Source organism: Streptomyces sp. F001, from assembly GCF_004187715.1.
GTDB classification, from domain to species: Bacteria; Actinomycetota; Actinomycetes; order Streptomycetales; family Streptomycetaceae; genus Streptomyces; species Streptomyces flavusporus.
Map to the genome: position 1 here is coordinate 217,282 of NZ_QZWF01000008.1, position 19,221 is coordinate 236,502.

Here is a 19,221-nt window from a genome sequence, read left to right on the forward strand (position 1 = left end):
CCTGCGGCGTAACCGTGGCGATGCTGCCGGGGCAAAGCTGGGCGCCGGACTGATCGATCGATTCACCGTGAACACGGGAACCGTCCCACGTCGTTCCCCGGGCCCGGAATCCATCCGGGCCGGTGGGATAGATACGTCGTCTGTCGAAGGCGCGGGACGGGGCGGAGGCCCCGTAGTAGTCCGAGCGGACGAGAGGTCCGTGCATGGCGAAGGGGGCCAGCAAGTCGGCAGTAAGGACGCTGGAATGCCGGGAGGCCGTTGGTGAATACCGACGAACTGGAATACGTCTTACTCAAGGCGGAACGCCGGGTACTGGAAATCCAGACCAAGCTGCACCGTTGGGCCAGTGATGACCCTCATCGCAGGTTCGATGATCTGTACAACCTCGCCACGGACCCGGGCTTCCTGCTGGTGGCCTGGGACCGGGTGCGGAACAACAAGGGCGCGCGCACGGCGGGAGTGGACGGCGAGACCGCCTACTACATTGAGTCCGTGCGCGGGCTGGAAGGGTTCCTTTCGGAACTGCGGGAAGACCTCAAAGCCCGCACTTTCCGGCCTCTACCGGCTCGGCGGCGCGCGATTCCCAAGGCTGGCGGCAAGGTCCGCTATCTGGGGATCGCAACCATCCGTGACCGGGTCGCTCAGGCGTCCTTGAAACTGGTGTTGGAGCCAATTTTCGAGGCGGATTTTCTCCCGTGTTCCTACGGATTCCGCCCGAATCGCCGGGCTCACGATGCGGTGGCTGAGGTGCATCATTTCGCATCCCGCTCGTATGAGTGGATTGTTGAGGGTGACATCAAAGCCTGCTTCGACGAAATCTCGCACTCCGCTCTCATGGACCGGGTGCGGGAACGTGTCGGAGACAAACGCGTCCTGGATCTGGTGAAGGCGTTCCTTAAAGCGGGCATCCTCGATGAGGACGGCTCCCTGGTGGATACCAACGCCGGGACTCCGCAAGGGTCGATTCTTTCCCCGTTGCTGAGCAATGTGGCTCTCTCGGTCCTGGACGAGCATATCGCCCAAGGTCCGGGCGGCCCCGGAGCCAGCCCGTATGGAAGGGCAAAGCGGCGCCGTCAAGGTCTGCCCAACTATCGCCTCGTGCGGTACGCGGACGACTGGTGCCTGCTCATTTCTGGCACCGAAGCGCATGCCGAATCCCTGCGGGAAGAAATCGCCGGGGTCCTCTCCGAGATGGGCCTGCGCCTGTCTCCAGAGAAGACCCTGATCACCCATATCGACGAGGGCCTCGTCTTCCTCGGCTGGTGCATCCAGCGCCACCGGAAGCGAGGCACCGGCAAACGGTACGTCTACGTCTATCCGGCCAAGAAGGCCCTGGCGGCCGTCATGGCCAAAGTGAAGACGATCTGCCGGCGGAGCATGAACCTGTCGCTCGAAGACCTACTGCGTCAGCTCAACCGGATGCTGCGGGGCTGGACCGCGTACTTCAAGTACGGATGCTCGAACGCGACTTTCAGCTATCTGAGGGCCTACCTCTGGAAAGAGATCATCAGATGGCAGGAGCGCAAGCACAAGCGCGTGCCTTGGAAGGTACTGCGCCGACGCTACGGCATCTGGCCCGCCGAGGGCGGGATGGAACTGTTCGATCCGGCAAGGGTGAGCGCCAAGCGCTACTACTACCGGGGAACACGCATCCCGACACCATGGCCGAGCACGGCATGAAGTGAACACCGACTCACGGGACTTGTGGAGAGCCCGGTGCGCTTAGCGGCGCACGCCGGGTTCGGGAGGCGACCCGGAGAAACGGGCTGGTCGAGAGGCCAGTACCGCGCTCCGGGTCGACCTCACTGTTTGTATCCCCGGCTCAGCCGGGAGGAACTCGGAAGGAGGTTCCTGGGCCGGATGACTTACCTGGATCCGAAAGGTGAAGGGGACAACAGCATGTCAGCAAACCAGCAGCTGGGCTCAGTTGTCGGAGACAGGGTGCTGGGAGGCCCGCGCGATATGGCGAAGACTGGATTGTTTGAAGCCCAATCTCCAGCAGATGCAAGTTCTCATCCGCCGGAAGGACAGCTGAAACCGGCGTCGCGCCCTGCACGGGGTTCGATTGTGCCCCCGTGCACCTCCGGGGTGCGGAGCGATGCCCAGCGAGGGCATTCAAGGAGATGAGTGGGACGCCTAACTCGCGCTAGAACGTACAGCAGAGACGAACGTGGGATCGCCTACGGGACGCGAGTCCTATGGCGACGGAGGCCCCGTAGTAGTCGCCGGAGTAACGACCGGCCAGGGAGGACGGGAAAGCCGTCCACATCGGGCGAAGGGGGCCAGGTGACTCGGACACATCAGACCCGGGAGGTATGCGAAATGCAGATCGCCGCAACGGTGTTGTGCGTCCTGCGCGAGCAGCCTGAATCGCTCACGCCGTAGTCACTGGAGAGCCGGATGATCGGGAAACCATCACGTCCGGTTCGGCGGGAGGCCGCGCGGAAAAGGACCTGCCACGGCAGACACCTCGCCGCGCGGCCGACCCAACCTCCTGGCTGTTCAGCTACCGGCGCCTGAGCATCCGCTACGAACGCGAAAGCCGACACTTCGCCGCCTTCCTCAGCCTTGCCGCCACCCTGATCTGCTACAAGCGGCTTGCCAAACTCGCCACGTGAGATGACGTCTTAACCGTGGACAACTCCTCAAGGAGCCGAAAATGCTCTCGTGAGATGTTTCTTTCCGCCATCCACTGGACCGCTCGCTCTACCCAGTGGCCGCTTCGACTCCTAATACTCCAGCTGTAGATCGTGATCCGAGAGAGGCGCGTCGGCGAGGGACGGCCGTTATTCCAGCCACATTCCGTCGCGCATGATGACTCTCCCCCGTAGTTCCGGCTCGCCGCGCCAAGCGCGCACAGTCCTCGGGGCCACGCGTACATACAGAAAGGAACCCTCTTCCACGCGCGGATCCCACCCGAACTTGTCGGCGAAGGCCTCCGCTGCGTCTCCGGGCACCTCCTGGTCCGGGAAGCACTCCGCCTCCCCCTGGAGGAGCACCACGTCGAAGGTGTCCGGTAGCGCCAGGCGCACGCGCGGCTCTTTGCGGACGTTCCGCGCAGTCACGGAAGTGGCGCTGGTGCACATCCACACTGCTCGCCCATCCCACAAGAACCACAGCGGCACCTGGTGGGGCCCGTGATCAGGGTGAGCCGTCGACACCCATACATCCCGCTCGGTAACGAGCCGCTCCAGAGCGTCGCACATACGCTCCGCCGTCTGGCGGCGAACGATTCCCGTGGTCTCCATGAGGACCGACCCTAGCCAGCAGGCGCGAAGCGCGCCTGAGGCGCAGGACCTACTCCCAGCGACCGATGAACCCCTCAGCTTTTGGCTGGGGGCGACCCACTTCGGTGCTCAGGGTGGCCAGCTGAAGTGCTCAGTCACGCTTGTCTCCGGTAGTGGCTGGCTTGTGATCGCGCCTGGTGGCTGCGTCGCCAGGCGGACCAACTGAGCCGGTGGGCCGGGCCGTGAGCGGGCCGGACAACAACACTGATGAACAGGCGCTGGATCTCGTTGCAGGTCAGCGGGATCAGGTTGGCCAGCGTGGGGCGTTGTGCGTGTTCGTCGGCGCGGACGACGGCGAGGAAGGCATGGGCCAGCATCGCGAGGGTGACCCAGCGGGCCCAGGAGGGGTAGCGGCGGACCTGATGCTCATCCAGTCCGGCCAGCCCCTTCTCGCTTTGGAAGGTTTCCTCCACCCGCCATCTGGAACCTGCGACCTTGACCAGGGTGGCGAGGGATGCCGACGTGGTGGAGTGACAGCGGTAATAGGCGAGTTCACCGGTAGTGCGGGTGCGACGGATCAGGAGCTGGTGGCGGCCCGGTGCCGCTTCGGCGAGGTCGATGACGGCCCAGTCGTAGAACCGCTGTCCCTTCGCGCCGCGTCCGGCCGACAGCTTCTGCCAGGCCCGCTTGGGCACCTTCTTCGCCAGGGCATCGGCGCGGAACGTGCCGGCGCCGGTGGGCACTTCGGCCGAGCAGGCCACCGCGAGGACGTAACCGATGCCGCGGTCCTCCAGCGCGGATCGCAGTTTCGGGTTGCCGCCGTAGACCTCGTCCCCCGTGACCCAGCCGACGCGGTGTCCGGCGGCAAGAAACCGTTCGATCATCACCCGGGCCAGTTCCGGCTTGGTCGCGAAGACGGTGTCCTCGCCGAGCCCCGCGGCCCGGCAGCGGTCCGGGTCGCACGTCCAAGAGCGCGGGATGTACAGCTCCCGATCCACCGCCGCGTGCCCGCGCTCGCCGGCGTAGACGAGGTAGACGGCGACCTGAGAGTTCTCGATCCGCCCGGCGGTGCCGGTGTATTGGCGCTGGACCTCGACGGTGCGTGTGCCCTTCTTCACGTCGCCGGTCTCGTCGACGACCAGCACAGCGGCCTCGTCGTGGAGGTGCTCGACGACGTACTCGCGCACGTCGTCGCGGACGGCCTCGGTATCCCAGGCGGCCCTGCACAGCAGATGCTGCATGCCGTGCGGGGTGGCCTCCCCGGCCCACTCTGCGATCGTCCAGCAGTTCTTGCGCGGCAGATCCGACAGCAGGCCCAACACCAAGCGCTTGGCCCGGAGGCGGGGTTCGACCCGCGCGAACCGCCCGGCTATCCGGCTCATCAGGCCATCGAACGCCTCCTGCCAGCGGGCAGGGTCTACGCTGTGACCTGCGGCCACCGCGTGATCGTTTGTCTTCACACACCGATGATTAACGTGGCCGCACCCGTCTCCACAGCGCGTCAGGGTCGCGCAGCGTACGCATGCGGTCCTGTGTCAGGAGGACATGTGCAACGTGGCGAAGTCTGGTGGGTCGAGTTCGACGAGCGGCGGCCGGTCGTACTGCTGTCGGAAGGCGACGCGTCCGGGATCCGGGTAATGCAGGTCGTGGCTCCGGCGGGCGTCGACATCAGCGGTCTGGGCGTCGAAGTGGTAGTAGGCGCCATGGAAGGACTGCCCTTTGAAGGCGTGCTGCGGTTCGCGTTCCCGTGTCCGGGCTTTACCCCCTGCACCTGGCTGACCACCGTGTCCCGGGACGACCTGATCGAGCGGGCGGGCGCCCTGCCCTACGCGAAACTCAACGAGATTGAGGATGCCCTCCGACTCGCTGGACAGGCGAAGGAGCGGACCCCGGCGACGACCGAGAAGCTCAGCGAATTAAGGGACGCCCTCCGTCTCGGTGGACTTGAGTAGTCGGGTAGGCGGAGAAGGAACGGACACCCTCGGTGGCGTGGTCGATCTCGTCCAGATGATCGACACTGACCACCTGTCTCCTCGGCGCCCCTCACCATCGAGATCACGATCTACGGCTGGAGTACTAACCGCCATCGTCAGAACATCTTCGATGGGAATTAGGCGCTGAAGATTCTCAGGCAAGAAACTAAATCGTTCAGCCGCAGAGTCCAGCATTGCTCGCAGTGAATTCTCGTCCGTGTCCAGGATCGTTACCCAAGACGAGGGCAAGCTGTCCGCCGATGACTCGACTGCACCGTCCAGCCTCCCCAGCGTCCACACCCCCTGCCTGTCGAGCCCCAACCAGATTCCCGTGCCGCTGATCTGCACCAGCGTGATGGGCACACCTGGTCCGCGAGACTGCAGCGCGAGTGCATCCGGTCCCATACCAGGGCTACGGCCCACCCGCGGCGGCGAGTCACTGGGGCACGAACTCGTACTGCAACTCGTAAAGATGTCCCGCCTTCACCATGACCGTCGCCTCGACGGGCCGTTCGCCGTCGCTGTGCACAACGCGAAGGGTGCGCAGGACCGGCATGCCGCTCGTGAGACGAAGTGCCTGGTACTGCTCCTGCGTGGGGATCCTCGCGGAGACACGGTCCACGCTGCGGCGGGGCGGGTGGCCGAGTTCCGTCAGGAGTGCCGGAGTTCCGCCCTTGATTCTGCGACGGTCCATCAAGGCCGTGCCTCGGGCGATGGCCAACGGGTAGTAAGACGTCACGAGTTCGGCTGGCTCGTCGTCGACCAGAAGGAGCTGAGTCCGGACCAGGGCTGTGGCGTCCTCCGGGAGGCCGAGGGCCGCGCGGACGTCCGCGGGCGGGCGGCGCTCACCCACGTCGAGGACCGTGCTGCGCGCGTGGGTGCCGTGTTTGGCCGCCTCGGTGAGCCATGGGTATGGCTGCCCGGGGCCGGCCGGCGCCAAGGACGCGGCGGGGCGCACGGTGCGTTGGCGGTGCTCCCGTACCGTCACGGCGGCGCCCGCCCTTCCCACCACCAGGCGTTCGTCCTTGAGGAGTTGGAGAGCCTTCTGCACCGTTGCGTTCGAGGCGTCGAAGCGGGTCTTGAGCTGCGCCGTGGAGGGCAGGCTGACGCCCGGCGGCAGTTCTCCAGTCATGATGTCGTCCCGCAGATCGGCCGCGATCCTCTCGTGCAGCGAGCGGCGGTCGGTGGCGTCCGGTTCGGCCTTGGGCACGGTCATCCGATCCTGATCTGGTAGCGCAGTCTCTGCCGGTGAGCAGGCATCACCATACGGTCGACCTGGATCGGCTGGTCATCCCGGTCCAACGTGAGCCTGGTCAGCCGTAGAACCGGCTCTTCCGGAGCCGTTCGCAATGTCTTCCGCTCCTCCTCGTCGGGCACTCCGGCCGTTACGTCCTCACAGACGAGGGCTCCGACATGGCCGAGCCCGGCGAGGAACGTGACGGCTCCGCCGGGGATCTTGGCCGTCTCGACAAGCCTCGTACCCCGGGCGATGCCGATCGGGTAGTAGGTGTCCGTCAGTTCGTTCGGCACGTCGTCGAGGAGGATCAGGCGCCGGCGTACGACGACCGGTGCTCCCTCGGGAATCACGAACAGCTTCGCCACGTCGGTCGGCGCCGACACCTCTCCGGCCTGGAGGATCCGCTGGGTTCCGCGGCGGCCCTGGGTGGCCGCTTCAGCGCCCCAGGCGTCCCCGTTCCCAGCATCCCGCGGCTTCAGATACGGCAACGACGTGCTGACCCAACTGCTCGCGCTCACGACGCCCTCCTGTCCGGCCGACGGGCCTCCCGACTTGCTGACCCTCCACGTTAAGCGACACGCCGATGCTCACCCCAACATCCGAACCTTACCGCTTTTCGCGAATAGAAGTAATGTGAGCGGGCCGGATTGCCCACACACGGAGGTGGCCCACCGTGCCCTTGCCGCGGCAACGCCGTTTCCCGCGATCGCGCGCTTCCGTCCGCGACGCTCGCGAGTTCACGCTTCAGGTCTTGACAGAATGGGGCTGCACGGACCGGCTGGACGACATACGGCTTTGTGTATCGGAACTCGTCACGAACGCCTTGCTGCACGGAGTGCCACCAGGCCGGGAGTACTGCGTGAGTCTCGCGCGCGACGGCGCGGTGATTCGCCTTGAGGTCCGAGACAGCGGCGATCGGGATCTGCCGTCACAGCAGCCCCACTCTGAGATTCCGGACACCGGTGAGGAATCAGGACGAGGGTTGTTCCTGGCCCGGGAGTTAGCCGACGACCTCGGCATCAGTAAGCACGTCGTCGGCAAGACGGTGTGGGTGACCTTCAAAGCAGCCCTTCAACACGAACCATTCCCGGAGGCCGAGACGTGACCCACCAGGAGAACGTCTCAGCGGAGTGCCTGCACTCGCTGCACGACCGGTGCGACGGCAACCGTGAGATCAGACGCAAAGGCGCCGCAGAGTGGGAGCACCCGCTGCTCACCCTCCGATGCGACTGCGCCTGCCATCGCGTCGAAGCCTCGACTTCACGGGGCTGCCGCAGCCGCCGGGCCGGCTAAGTGCACCACCACAAGAACCGCTCGCACGTCTCCGACGGCGACGGGTCCGGGTCCGGTACCGAAGTCGTCGGCTGTGAGGTCGGTGTCGGGGTCGGGTCCGGGGCGGGTGGGGCGCGGGGTTGGGGTTCGACGGGTCGTCGGGGGCCGGGTCCGCGGGGGACGACTGGTCGTTCTCCGTCGGGGTCGCGGACTTCTTGTCGTCCTTCTCGTCCTTGTCCTTGTCGGACTTCGACGGGGAAGGGGACTTCGAGGCGTCCGCGGAGGCCGTGCCCGTGCCCGGGGTGGCGCCCGTGGAGCCGTCGGTCAGGGGGTCCGGTGAGGCGTCGGACTCCTCCGACGCAGCGCCGTCCGCCGAGGGGTCCCCGGCCGCTGCCGGCTTCGGGGACGAACCCGGGGCGTCCAGGCCGAGTTCGGCGAGGCTCAGGGCGCCGGCGGCCAGGACGAATCCCGCCGCGATGAGCAGGGTGCGGCGGCGTCGGCGGCGGTGGGCCGCGGCCTTGCGGTCGCGTCGGCTCACGCCCGGCTGACGGCGTCGCCCGGAGCCGCGTCCGGGGCGGTCGTCGTCGGCATCGTCGACGTCGTCGTCCTCGTCGTACGGCTCGTCGGGCTCCGCCGGCCGTACCACCGTGACGACGTCCGTGCGCACGTCCGTCCGTACGACGGTGTGCACGACCGTCTCCTCCGCGTACGCGCGAAGCTGTTCCGCTGGCGTGCCGCACCCCGGACAGGCGAGGGCGCCATTCAGGTGCCGTCGGCACGGGTGGCAGTAGTCCATGACGCGGGAAGATTAAGTTCCGCATGGGTAACGTTCATAGGCTCCGCTGTGAATGTTCTGTGGTGAACGATCCCCTCCGGCGTGGCGAGTTGAGGGCAACCTGCTCGCATCACCCCGAAACGACTTTCGAAAGTGCCGAAACTGTTATGCGTTCGACCCATTGACACCCCGACCACCTCATCCTTACTGTCACGCCAGCATTTCGAACGTGTGACGAAATATCGAACAGAGCCGACGTTCACGAGGGGCAACTGCCGTGCGCATCACCGGAATCAGCACACACGTGGTCGGGACGCCGTGGCGCAACCTGACGTACGTACAGGCGCACACCGACGAGGGGGTCACCGGAGTCGGCGAGACCCGGATGCTGGGCCACACCGACGCGCTGATCGGCTATCTGAGGGAGGCCGAGGCCAACCACATTCTCGGTTCCGACCCGTTCGCCGTCGAGGACCTCGTCCGCAGGATGAAGTACGGCGACTACGGGCGGGCCGGCGAGATCGTCATGTCCGGTATCGCCGTCATCGAGATGGCCTGCTGGGACATCAAGGGCAAGGCCCTCGGGGCGCCCGTCTGGCAGCTCCTGGGTGGCAAGGTCACCGACAAGGTCAAGGCGTACGCCAACGGCTGGTACACCACCGAGCGGACCCCGGAGGCGTACCACAAGGCCGCCCAGGGCGTCATGGAGCGCGGGTACAAGGCGCTCAAGATCGACCCCTTCGGCACCGGGCACTTCGAGCTCGACCACGAGCAGACCCTGTACGCCGTGTCGCTGATCGAGGCCGTCCGGGACGCCATCGGCCCGGAGGCCGAGCTGATGCTCGAGATGCACGGTCGGTTCTCCCCCGCCACCGCCGTCCGGCTGGCCAAGGAGCTCGCCCCCTTCAAGCCCGCCTGGCTGGAGGAGCCCTGCCCGCCGGAGAACCTGAAGGCGCTGGAGAAGGTCGCCGCCAAGGTGGACATCCCGGTCGCGACCGGTGAGCGCATCCACGACCGCATCGAGTTCCGCGAGCTCTTCGAGAGCCAGGCCGTCGACATCATCCAGCCCGACGTCGGTCACATCGGCGGCATCTGGGAGACGCGGAAGGTGGCCGCCACCGCCGAGACCCACTACATGCTCGTCGCCCCGCACAACGTCGGCGGCTCCGTCCTCACCGCCGCGTCCCTCCAGGTCGGCTTCACCACCCCGAACTTCAAGATCCTGGAGCACTTCAACGATTTCGCCGACGCGGAGATCAAGAAGGTCGTCAAGGGCGCGCCCCAGGTGATCGACGGGTACTTCCACCTCTCCGACGCCCCCGGTCTCGGTGTGGAGCTCGACGTCGACGCCGCCGCCGAGTTCCCGCAGCAGCAGGCCCGGTTCGACCTGTGGGCCGAGGGCTGGGAGCAGCGCAAGCCGAAGGAATCCAAGTGACCGCCACCGCCGTCGTCATCGAGGCGCCCGGCGAGTACCGGCTCGTCGAGCACACGCCCCGCCCGCCCGAGCCCGGCGAGGCCCTCGTCCGCGTCCACGCCGTCGGCATCTGCGGCAGCGACCGCGAGGTCTACCAGGGCAACCGGCCCGAGGGATACGTCCGTTACCCGCTCATCCCCGGCCACGAGTGGTCGGGGACGGTGCAGCAGGTCGGCGCCGGGGTCCCCGGGTCGCTCGTCGGTCGCAAGGTCGTCGGCGAGGGCTTCCGCAACTGCCAGGTGTGCGACCGCTGCCACGCCGGTGAGACCACGCTGTGCACGGACGGCTACGAGGAGACCGGGTTCACCCAGCCGGGGGCGATGGCCACCACTCTCACCCTCCCGGCGCGTCTCCTGCACGTCCTGCCGGACGACGCCGACCTGACGGCCGCGGCCCTGCTGGAGCCGGCCGCCTGTATCGCGGCGGCGGCCCTGAAGGCCCATGCCCTGCCGGGCGAGAAGGTGGCCGTGGTCGGTACCGGCACGCTCGGGATGTTCGCGGTGCAGTTCCTGCGCGCCGCCTCCCCGGCCGAGCTGCTGGTCGTCGGCACCCGTACGGACCGTGCGGCCCTGTCCAGGGAGTTCGGCGCGACCGAGTTCCGTACCAAGGACGAGGAACTCCCCGGCGACTTCGACGTGGTGATCGAGACGGCCGGCTCCGCCGACGCCGCCCGCACCGCGGCCGCCCTGCTGCGGCGCGGCGGACGGCTGGTCCTGACGGGGATCCCGGCGCCGGGCGCCGACGGTCTGGACCCGACGGATCTGGTCGTACGGCAGCTGGAGGTGCACACCGTCTTCGGTGCGCCGCCGGACGCCTGGGCGCACACGGTGCGGGTGTTCGGCGCCGGGCTGCTCGACCCGGTGCCGCTGGTCACCCACGAGCTGCCGCTCACCGAGTTCCCGCAGGCCATCGAGCTGGTGGGAGCCGGCGATCCGAAGGTCGGCAAGGTGCTGCTCCGCCCCTAGTCGTACGCCGGTACGGCGGCGACCTGACGGCCGCCGTACCGGCGTACACCCAGAGCCTCCCCCACCCAGAGCCCCGGACCTCGTCCGATATTTCGAACACGAAGGACAGCTTGTGACCGACGCTTCCGCCACGGCAGCCCGCAGGCCCGGTGAGCAGGCACTCACCGCGCTCGGCCTGGGCGCGCCCGCCCTCGACCCCGCCGACGCATCGCCGCACAGCTTTCCGGGCGGTGGCCGCTGGCGCACCGAGATCCCCTCGTGCGAGGGTCCCGAGGCGCTGGCGGTCGTACTCAAGGAGTCCTCGCGGCTCGACGTACCGATCCACCGGATCAGTCAGGGCAGCGGCGTGTGGATGCTGACCGACGCCGAGATCACCGAGATGGTCGAGGCCACCGGTGAACGTGACATCGAGCTCTGCCTGTTCACCGGCCCGCGCGGCACCTGGGACATCGGCGGCTCGACCCGCACCGACTCCCGCGGCGGCGGTCTCAGGGCCCGCGGGCACGATGCCGTCGCCGGGTGCGTCGAGGACGCCGTACGGGCGACGGAGCTGGGCGTGAAGTGCCTCCTCGTCGCCGACGAGGGCGTGCTGTGGACGCTGCACCGGGCGCGTACGGCCGGGATCATCCCGGCGGACACCACGCTGAAGGTGTCGGCGCTGGTCGGGCCGGTCAACCCGGCCTCGTTCGCGGTGTACGAGCGGCTCGGCGCCGACTCCATCAACGTGCCCAGCGATCTGACGCTGGATCACCTCACCGAGATCCGCCGGGTGTCCGGCGCTCCCATGGACATGTACATCGAGGCCCCCGACGATCTCGGCGGCTATGTACGGATGTACGAGGTCGCCGAGCTGATCCGGCGCGGCGCGCCGCTGTACCTGAAGTTCGGCCTGTCCAAGGCCCCCGCGATCTACCCGTACGGCCACCACCTGCGGGACGTCACCCTGGCCACCGCCAGGGAGCGGGTGCGGCGTGGCCGGCTGGCCCTGGACCTGCTCGCCCGGCACGGGGCCGACGGGGACATGGCCCCGCTGGGCTCGCGGCTGCCCGGCGAGCTCAAGCGGTTCGAAACATATTCATAAAGGTTTCGACGCGCCCTCTTCACAGAAGACGACGCAGCCAAACAGAATCCCACACACCGTTCACCGGTTTTCACGAACCACCCCAGCGTTGCCGCACACCCAATTCCCAGCCGGGCTGAGACATCAAGGAAGATGACCATGCGCAATCGCCGAGCCGCACTTTCCGCCATAGCCGCAGCGGCCTCCCTCGCCCTCACCCTGACCGCCTGCGGCCAGAGCAGTGAGGGTGGCAGCGAGGAGGACAAGGGCAGCGCCGAGGGCGCCACCATCGGCATCGCGATGCCGACCAAGTCCTCCGAGCGCTGGATCGCCGACGGCAACAACGTCAAGAAGGACCTGGAGTCCAAGGGCTACAAGACCCAGCTGGTCTACGGCGAGGACGACCCCGACCAGCAGGTCTCGCAGATCGAGAACCTGATCACGCAGGGTGTGCGCGCCCTGATCGTCGCGGCCATCGACAACAAGTCGATGAACAACGTCCTCCAGCAGGCCAAGGACGCCGACATCCCGGTGATCTCCTACGACCGCCTCATCCTCGGCACGGAGAACGTCGACTACTACGCCTCCTTCGACAACGAGAAGGTCGGCGAGCTCCAGGGCAACTACATCGTCGAGAAGCTCGGCCTGAAGGACGGCTCCGAAAAGGGGCCGTTCAACATCGAGCTGTTCGCCGGCTCCAACGACGACAACAACACCCGCTACTTCTTCCAGGGCGCGATGAACGTCCTGCAGCCCTACATCGACAAGAAGCAGCTGGTCGTCCGGTCCAAGCAGACCGAGCTGAACCAGGTCACCACCCTGCGATGGGACGGCGGCACCGCCCAGAAGCGCATGGACGACATCCTGACCTCGGCGTACAAGAGCGAGCGGGTCGACGCGGTGCTCTCGCCGTACGACGGCATCTCCATCGGCATCCTCTCGGCGCTGAAGTCGGACGACTACGGCTCCAAGAGCAAGCCGCTGCCGGTCGTCACCGGCCAGGACGCCGAGGTCGCCTCGGTGAAGTCGATCATCGCCGACCAGCAGTCGATGACCGTCTACAAGGACACCCGCGAACTCGCCAAGGTGGCCTCGAACATGGTCGACGCGGTGCTCAACGACAAGAAGCCCGAGGTCAACGACACCAAGACGTACGACAACGGCGCCAAGGTCGTCCCGGCCTACCTGCTGGAGCCGGTGGCAGTTGACAAGGCCAACTACCAGGAGACCGTCGTCGACTCCGGCTACATCAAGGAAAGCGACCTCAAGTAACCGCCGGCTCACTCTGATTGGAAGGCACGACCATGGCGGGACCCGTCCTGGAAATGCGCTCGATCGTCAAGACCTTTCCCGGCGTCAAGGCGCTGTCGGACGTCACACTGACCGTCCAGCAGGGCGAGGTCCACGCCATCTGCGGGGAGAACGGCGCCGGTAAGTCGACCTTGATGAAGGTCCTCTCCGGCGTCCACCCGCACGGCACGTACGAGGGGGACATCCTCTTCGAGGGGGAGGTCTGCGAGTTCAAGGACATCCGGGCGAGCGAGCAGCGTGGCATCGTCATCATCCACCAGGAGCTGGCGCTGTCGCCGTTCCTCTCCCTCGCGGAGAACATCTTCCTCGGCAACGAGCACGCCAAGGGTGGCTTCATCAACTGGCGGGAGACCCTGCGGCACGCCACCGAGCTGCTGCGCCGGGTCGGTCTGACCGACCACCCGGAGACCCGCGTCGCCGACATCGGCGTGGGCAAGCAGCAGCTCGTCGAGATCGCGAAGGCCCTGTCGAAGAAGGTGAAGCTGCTCATCCTGGATGAGCCGACCGCGGCCCTGAACGACGAGGACAGCGGCAAACTCCTCGATCTGATCCTGGAGTTGAAGAAGCAGGGCATCACCTCGATCATCATCTCCCACAAGCTCAACGAGATCCGCAAGGTCGCCGACTCGGTGACGATCATCCGCGACGGCCAGACCATCGAGACGCTCGACGTGAAGGCCCCGGAGACCACCGAGGACCGGATCATCAGCGGGATGGTCGGCCGCGACCTGGAGCACCGCTTCCCGGAGCGCACCCCGCACGAGCCGGAGGAGGGCGCGGCCCCCGCGCTGGAGATCCGCAACTGGACCGTCCACCACCCGATCGACCAGCAGCGCAAGGTGGTCGACGATGTGTCACTGTCCGTGCGGCGCGGGGAGATCGTCGGTATCGCGGGCCTGATGGGCGCCGGCCGCACCGAGCTCGCGATGAGCGTCTTCGGCCGCACCTACGGCCGGTACGCCGGCGGCACGGTCCTCAAGGACGGCAGGGAGATCCGTACGAAGACCGTCCCCGAGGCGGTCAAGAACGGCATCGCGTACGTCACCGAGGACCGCAAGCACTACGGCCTCAATCTCATCGACACCATCAACCGCAACATCTCGCTCAGCGCGCTGGGCAAGGTCGCCAAGCGGGGCGTGGTCGACGAGCACGGGGAGCGGCAGGTCGCCGAGGGCTTCCGCAAGTCCATGAACATCAAGGCGCCGACCGTCTTCGAGCCGGTGGGCAAGCTGTCCGGCGGCAACCAGCAGAAGGTCGTCCTCAGCAAGTGGATCTTCGCGGGTCCGGATGTGCTGATCCTGGACGAGCCGACGCGCGGTATCGACGTCGGCGCCAAGTACGAGATCTACACGGTCATCGACCAGCTGGCCGCCCAGGGCAAGGCGGTCGTCTTCATCTCCTCCGAGCTGCCCGAGCTGCTCGGCATGTGTGACCGCATCTACACGATGGCCGCGGGGCGGCTGACCGGTGAGTTCTCGCGAGAAGAGGCCTCGCAGGAATCGCTGATGCGTCAGATGACTAAGGACAAAGAGGTAACCCGATGAGCACGGATGTGACCGCCAAGACCCCGGCCCCCGCGCCGCCGGGCAAGAGCGGAGGGGCCGCGGGCGACGGCCTGCTCCAGCTGGTTCTGGACGGCATGCGCCGCAACATGCGGCAGTACGGCATGCTGATCGCCCTCGGCCTGATCGTGGCATTGTTCGCCGTGTGGACCGACGGCGACCTGCTGCTGCCGCGCAACGTCTCCAACCTGGTGCTCCAGAACAGCTACATCCTGATCCTCGCGATCGGCATGATGCTGGTCATCATCGCGGGCCACATCGACCTGTCGGTCGGCTCGTTGACCGCCTTCATCGGCTCGATGGCCGCCGTGTTCATGGTCAAGAACGATCTGCCATGGCCGGTCGCCGTCATCCTCTGCCTCGCCATGGGCGCGGTCGCGGGCGCGGCACAAGGGTTCTTCATCGCCTACGGCGGCATACCGTCGTTCATCGTGACCCTCGCGGGCATGCTGATCTTCCGCGGTCTGACCGAGATCTTCCTCGAGGGCCAGACGCTCGGCCCCTTCCCGGAGGGCCTGCAGAAGGTCGCCAACGGCTTCCTGCCCGAGGTCGGTCCGAACACGAACTACCACAACCTCACCCTGCTGTTGGGCTTCGCGATGATCGCGTTGGTGGTCTTCCAGGAGTTCCGCGACCGCCGCCGCCAGCAGGAGTTCTCTCTCGACGTCCCGCCCTTCAACCTCTTCCTGCTGAAGCTGGTCGCGCTCGGCGCCGCCATCCTCACGCTGACGCTGCTGCTTGCCAGCTACAAGGGCGCCCCGATCGTGCTGCTGATCCTCGGCGTGCTGCTCGTCGGCTTCGGCTACGTCATGCGCAACGCGATCATCGGCCGCCACATCTACGCGATCGGCGGCAACCTGCCCGCGGCCAAGCTGTCGGGTGTGAAGGACAAGAAGGTCACCTTCCTGATCTTCGTGAACATGGGCATGCTCGCGGCCCTCGCGGGTCTGGTCTTCGCCGCCCGCTTCAACGCGGCCTCGCCCAAGGCCGGCCTGAACTTCGAGCTGGAGGCGATCGCGGCCTCGTTCATCGGCGGCGCGTCGATGAGCGGCGGTGTCGGCACCGTGCTCGGCGCGATCATCGGCGGTCTGGTCCTGGGCGTGCTGAACAACGGTATGAACCTCGTCGGCATCGGCACGGACTGGCAGCAGGTCATCAAGGGCCTGGTACTGCTCGCGGCGGTCGGGTTCGACGTGTGGAACAAGCGCAAGGTCGGTTCGTAAGTCAGCAGGGCCCCGCCGGAAGGCGGGGCCCCTCCTTATGGAGGAGCCGCACATGGAACTGAACAGACGCACGGTCATCGCGGGAGCCGCGGCGGCGGGCATAGCCGCCACCACGCTCGGCGGCACGGCCCACGCCACGGGAGGCAGAACGCCGGTGAAGTCGCTCTTCGGCAAACTCGCCGACGGCACGAAGATCTACTGCTGGTCGCTGGAGAACGGCGGCACCCGCCTGAAGGTCCTCTCCTACGGCGGCATCGTCCAGTCCCTGGAGATCCCCGACCGGCGCGGCCGCTACACCAACGTCTCGCTGGGCTTCGACACCATCGAGGACTACGTCTCCTCCAGCCCGTACTTCGGCGCGCTGATCGGCCGCTACGGCAACCGCATCGCCAAGGGCAAGTTCACCCTGGACGGCAAGGCCTACCAGCTGTCCGTCAACGACGGCGACAACAGCCTGCACGGCGGAGCGCAGGGCTTCGACAAGCGGGTGTGGGACATCGAGCCGTTCACCAAGGGCTCCGACGTCGGCCTGTACCTGTACTACACGAGCGTCGACGGCGAGATGGGCTACCCGGGCACGCTCAGGTCGAAGGTCACGTACACCCTCACCCGGCACGGCGACTGGCGCATCGACTACGAGGCCACCACCGACAAGGCCACCGTCGTCAACCTCACCAGCCACGTCTACTGGAACCTGGCCGGCGAGTCGAGCGGCACGATCTACGACCACGAGCTGTCCATCGCCGCCGCCCGCTACACGCCGGTCGACTCGGGGCTGATCCCCACGGGCGAACTGGCGAAGGTCGCGGGCACCCCCTTCGACTTCCGCCGCACCAAGACCGTCGGCGAGGACATCCGCGTCGCGCACCAGCAGCTGCTGTACGGCAAGGGCCTGGACCACAACTGGGCCCTGGACAAGGGCATCACGGCCCGCCCCGAGCACATCGCCACGCTCCGGGACCCGTCCTCCGGCCGCACTCTGAAGATCGCGACCACCGAGCCGGGCCTGCAGTTCTACTCCGGCAACTTCCTGGACGGCTCCCTCGTCGGCACCGGCGGGACCGTCTACCGGCAGGGCGACGGGCTGTGCCTGGAGACCCAGCACTACCCGGACTCGCCGAACCACCCGTCGTTCCCGTCGACGGTGCTGCGGCCGGGGCAGACGTACCGGTCGACGACTGTGCACTCGTTCAGCGCCTGAACACCAGGGCGCGCACGCCCGTACGTGAACGCACATTTTCTTCACGCGAGTTGAACGGCGTCACAGCCGCATCCGTATGAACGGGTGGCCCGCGCTCCCCCGCGCGGGCCACCCAGACGACGGACCCGGCCGCCTCCCCACCGGGCCCGCCTCACGCGGAGGTTCCATGGCCGACAACGTCACCTCGCTGTTCCGCAGCACTGCGGCGCACAGCCCCTCCATGGCGGCGCTGACGCGGGAGGGCGGCGACGAGGCCGGCCCGGTGGACTTCTGCATCCCCTGCAACCCCTACTTCCCCACCCCGGCCATGTTCGACGAGATGGCGAGCAGGCTGCGGGACATCATCACGTACTACCCGAGCAGCGCCGACACCATCACCGCCGAACTGTGCAGCCTGCTCCAGCTCCCGCCGCAGTGCGTGGCAATGGGCAACGGATCCACCGAGCTGATCACCTGGATCGACCACCTCCTCGTCCGCGAGTCCCTCGCCATCCCCGTCCCCACCTTCGGCCGCTGGACCGACCAGCCGATGGAGACCGGCAAGCGGGTCGACATGTTCCCGCTCCAGGAGTCCAGCGGCTTCGCCCTGGACCTGGCGCAGTACGCCGAGTTCATCCGGGCCCGCGGCACCCGGGTCGCCGTCCTGTGCAACCCCAACAACCCCGACGGCGGCTACCTGCACAAGCACGCGGTCGTGCAGTTCATGGACGCGATGGCGGACCGGGACCTGGTCGTGATCGACGAGTCGTTCCTGGAGTTCGCCGACGCCGAGACCGAACCCAGCGTCGTGCAGGAGGCGATGATCCGGCCCAACGTCATCGTGCTGCGCAGCCTCGGCAAGAACTTCGGCCTGCACGGCATCCGCTTCGGCTACCTCGTCGCCAACCCGGCGCTCGCGGGCCGGGTCCGTTCCATGCTCCCCAAGTGGAACCTCAACTCCTTCGCCGAGCACGTGGTGTTCATGCTGAAGGAACACGGCCAGGAGTACGCGCAGAGCCTCCAGCAGGTGCGACGGGACCGGCTGGACATGGCCGGCCAGCTGGCCGCGCTGCCCGGCCTGACGGTGTACCCGTCCCAGGGCAATTTCCTCTTCGTGCGCCTCCCGGTGGGCGCCGAAGGCACCGTGGTCCGGGACCGGATGCTGACCGAGCACCGGATCCTGGTCCGTGAGTGCGGCAACAAGATCGGATCCTCCAGCCGCTTCCTGCGGCTCGTGGTGCGCCCCCAGGTGGATGTGCGTCGCCTGGTGTCCGGCCTGGAACAGGTGCTCTACGGGACCAGGAGGGGAGCCGCCGTGCCCGAGCTGGGCACCGGGACCAGCTACAGCTCGGGTACGGCGGCGGTGGACCGGCTCGTCAGTGCCACCAATGGCGCCGGTATGCAAGGCCTTGCCGCTCAGGCCGTCGGCGCCGTCGGTGCGGTCGGTGCCGGTGGGCCGGGCCTGGCAGCCGCCCCGCCCGCCGGCACCGGCATGCCGATGCCGGCCGCGGCACAGACCGGCGGGGCGGGGGCGCCGATGCCGGCGGCGGCGCAGACGTTCCCGCAACCGACGGCGCCGCAGACGTTCCCGCAGCCGACGGCGCCGCAGGCGGTCCCGCAACCGGCGCCACCGCAGGCGATCCCCCACCCGGCGGCGCCACAGCCCGTCCCTCAGCCCGCGATTCCGCAGCCGGCGCCACCGCAGGCGATCCCGCAGCCCGCGGTGGCCCAGGCGGTCCCCCAGCAGCCGTCCGGCATCACCCCGCCCGGCGTCCCGGCCCGCGGTGGCCTCACCGCCGCCCAGGTCCGGGGCACCAACGGCCTGTCCCCCGCACCGGCGACCGGCTGGCCGGGCGCGACCAGCTGGCCGAACCCGGCCGGGATGGGACAGGCGGGGTAGGCGGCCCGCCGGGTCACACGGATTTGACCGGCTTGGTGAACGAGGCGGCGCTCGCGGAGGAC

General features: G+C 67.5%; 16 protein-coding genes and 1 pseudogene. 12 read left to right on the top strand and 5 right to left on the bottom strand.

The window, feature by feature from the left end; translation table 11 throughout:
* The first annotated feature begins 261 nt into the window (after positions 1-261).
* Both ltrA and StrepF001_RS48325 read left to right on the top strand, forming a co-directional pair.
* Positions 262-1,680, top strand: a complete 1,419-nt coding sequence (gene ltrA, locus StrepF001_RS27400) for a group II intron reverse transcriptase/maturase (RefSeq protein ID WP_129798244.1) — start codon at positions 262-264, stop codon at positions 1,678-1,680.
* A gap of 812 nt (positions 1,681-2,492) precedes the next feature.
* Positions 2,493-2,618 (top strand): annotated as a pseudogene (locus tag StrepF001_RS48325) (IS5/IS1182 family transposase); the annotation flags it as partial.
* A gap of 168 nt (positions 2,619-2,786) precedes the next feature.
* Here StrepF001_RS48325 and StrepF001_RS27405 read toward each other — a convergent pair.
* A complete protein-coding gene (locus StrepF001_RS27405; RefSeq protein WP_129800889.1) occupies positions 2,787-3,248 on the bottom strand; it encodes a pyridoxamine 5'-phosphate oxidase family protein in 462 nt (153 codons plus the stop codon).
* A gap of 134 nt (positions 3,249-3,382) precedes the next feature.
* Positions 3,383-4,609: an IS701 family transposase gene (locus tag StrepF001_RS27410; RefSeq protein ID WP_129800890.1), complete on the bottom strand. Its 1,227-nt coding sequence runs from the start codon at positions 4,607-4,609 to the stop codon at positions 3,383-3,385.
* Between the two features lie 165 nt (positions 4,610-4,774).
* Here StrepF001_RS27410 and StrepF001_RS27415 point away from each other — a divergent pair, with 165 nt between their 5' ends.
* The gene (locus tag StrepF001_RS27415) at positions 4,775-5,179 is read left to right on the top strand and encodes a type II toxin-antitoxin system PemK/MazF family toxin (protein ID WP_129800891.1); all 405 of its coding nucleotides are present in this window, start codon (positions 4,775-4,777) and stop codon (positions 5,177-5,179) included.
* A 457-nt stretch (positions 5,180-5,636) separates the two neighbouring features.
* On the opposite strand, the gene StrepF001_RS27420 is transcribed toward StrepF001_RS27415, so the two are convergent.
* Positions 5,637-6,416 (bottom strand): GntR family transcriptional regulator, encoded by a 780-nt coding sequence (locus StrepF001_RS27420; RefSeq protein ID WP_129800892.1) that lies wholly within the window; start codon positions 6,414-6,416, stop codon positions 5,637-5,639.
* Positions 6,413-6,955 (bottom strand): UTRA domain-containing protein, encoded by a 543-nt coding sequence (locus tag StrepF001_RS27425; protein WP_129800893.1) that lies wholly within the window; start codon positions 6,953-6,955, stop codon positions 6,413-6,415. The genes StrepF001_RS27420 and StrepF001_RS27425 overlap by 4 nt, the downstream gene beginning before the upstream one ends.
* 155 nt (positions 6,956-7,110) lie before the next feature.
* Here StrepF001_RS27425 and StrepF001_RS27430 point away from each other — a divergent pair, with 155 nt between their 5' ends.
* On the top strand, positions 7,111-7,542 hold the full coding sequence (locus tag StrepF001_RS27430) for an ATP-binding protein (RefSeq protein ID WP_129800894.1): 432 nt from the start codon (positions 7,111-7,113) through the stop codon (positions 7,540-7,542).
* Positions 7,543-7,650: 108 nt separating this feature from the next.
* Here the strand turns inward: StrepF001_RS27430 and StrepF001_RS27435 are convergent, their stop codons facing one another.
* The gene (locus tag StrepF001_RS27435; RefSeq protein ID WP_129800895.1) at positions 7,651-8,400 is read right to left on the bottom strand and encodes a hypothetical protein; all 750 of its coding nucleotides are present in this window, start codon (positions 8,398-8,400) and stop codon (positions 7,651-7,653) included.
* A 361-nt stretch (positions 8,401-8,761) separates the two neighbouring features.
* Between StrepF001_RS27435 and StrepF001_RS27440 the strand changes: the two genes are divergently transcribed.
* From StrepF001_RS27440 to StrepF001_RS27475, 8 genes are all read left to right on the top strand, one after another.
* Positions 8,762-9,919 carry a mandelate racemase/muconate lactonizing enzyme family protein gene (locus StrepF001_RS27440; RefSeq protein ID WP_129800896.1) on the top strand — a complete coding sequence of 386 codons (1,158 nt, stop codon included), beginning with the start codon at positions 8,762-8,764 and terminating at the stop codon, positions 9,917-9,919.
* Complete coding sequence (locus tag StrepF001_RS27445) at positions 9,916-10,923, top strand: alcohol dehydrogenase catalytic domain-containing protein (RefSeq protein WP_129800897.1); 1,008 nt, start codon at positions 9,916-9,918, stop codon at positions 10,921-10,923. Before StrepF001_RS27440 ends, StrepF001_RS27445 begins: the two co-directional genes overlap by 4 nt.
* 112 nt (positions 10,924-11,035) lie before the next feature.
* Positions 11,036-12,004 (top strand): hypothetical protein, encoded by a 969-nt coding sequence (locus tag StrepF001_RS27450; protein WP_129800898.1) that lies wholly within the window; start codon positions 11,036-11,038, stop codon positions 12,002-12,004.
* A gap of 138 nt (positions 12,005-12,142) precedes the next feature.
* Positions 12,143-13,255: a multiple monosaccharide ABC transporter substrate-binding protein gene (gene chvE / locus StrepF001_RS27455; RefSeq protein WP_206306954.1), complete on the top strand. Its 1,113-nt coding sequence runs from the start codon at positions 12,143-12,145 to the stop codon at positions 13,253-13,255.
* Between the two features lie 32 nt (positions 13,256-13,287).
* Positions 13,288-14,838 (top strand): multiple monosaccharide ABC transporter ATP-binding protein, encoded by a 1,551-nt coding sequence (mmsA, locus tag StrepF001_RS27460; protein WP_129800900.1) that lies wholly within the window; start codon positions 13,288-13,290, stop codon positions 14,836-14,838.
* Positions 14,835-16,079: a multiple monosaccharide ABC transporter permease gene (mmsB, locus tag StrepF001_RS27465; RefSeq protein WP_129800901.1), complete on the top strand. Its 1,245-nt coding sequence runs from the start codon at positions 14,835-14,837 to the stop codon at positions 16,077-16,079. Before mmsA ends, mmsB begins: the two co-directional genes overlap by 4 nt.
* Before the next feature lie 52 nt (positions 16,080-16,131).
* On the top strand, positions 16,132-17,280 hold the full coding sequence (locus StrepF001_RS27470; RefSeq protein WP_129800902.1) for an aldose epimerase family protein: 1,149 nt from the start codon (positions 16,132-16,134) through the stop codon (positions 17,278-17,280).
* Between the two features lie 166 nt (positions 17,281-17,446).
* Positions 17,447-19,159 (top strand): histidinol-phosphate transaminase, encoded by a 1,713-nt coding sequence (locus StrepF001_RS27475; protein ID WP_129800903.1) that lies wholly within the window; start codon positions 17,447-17,449, stop codon positions 19,157-19,159.
* The last annotated feature ends 62 nt before the right edge of the window (positions 19,160-19,221 follow it).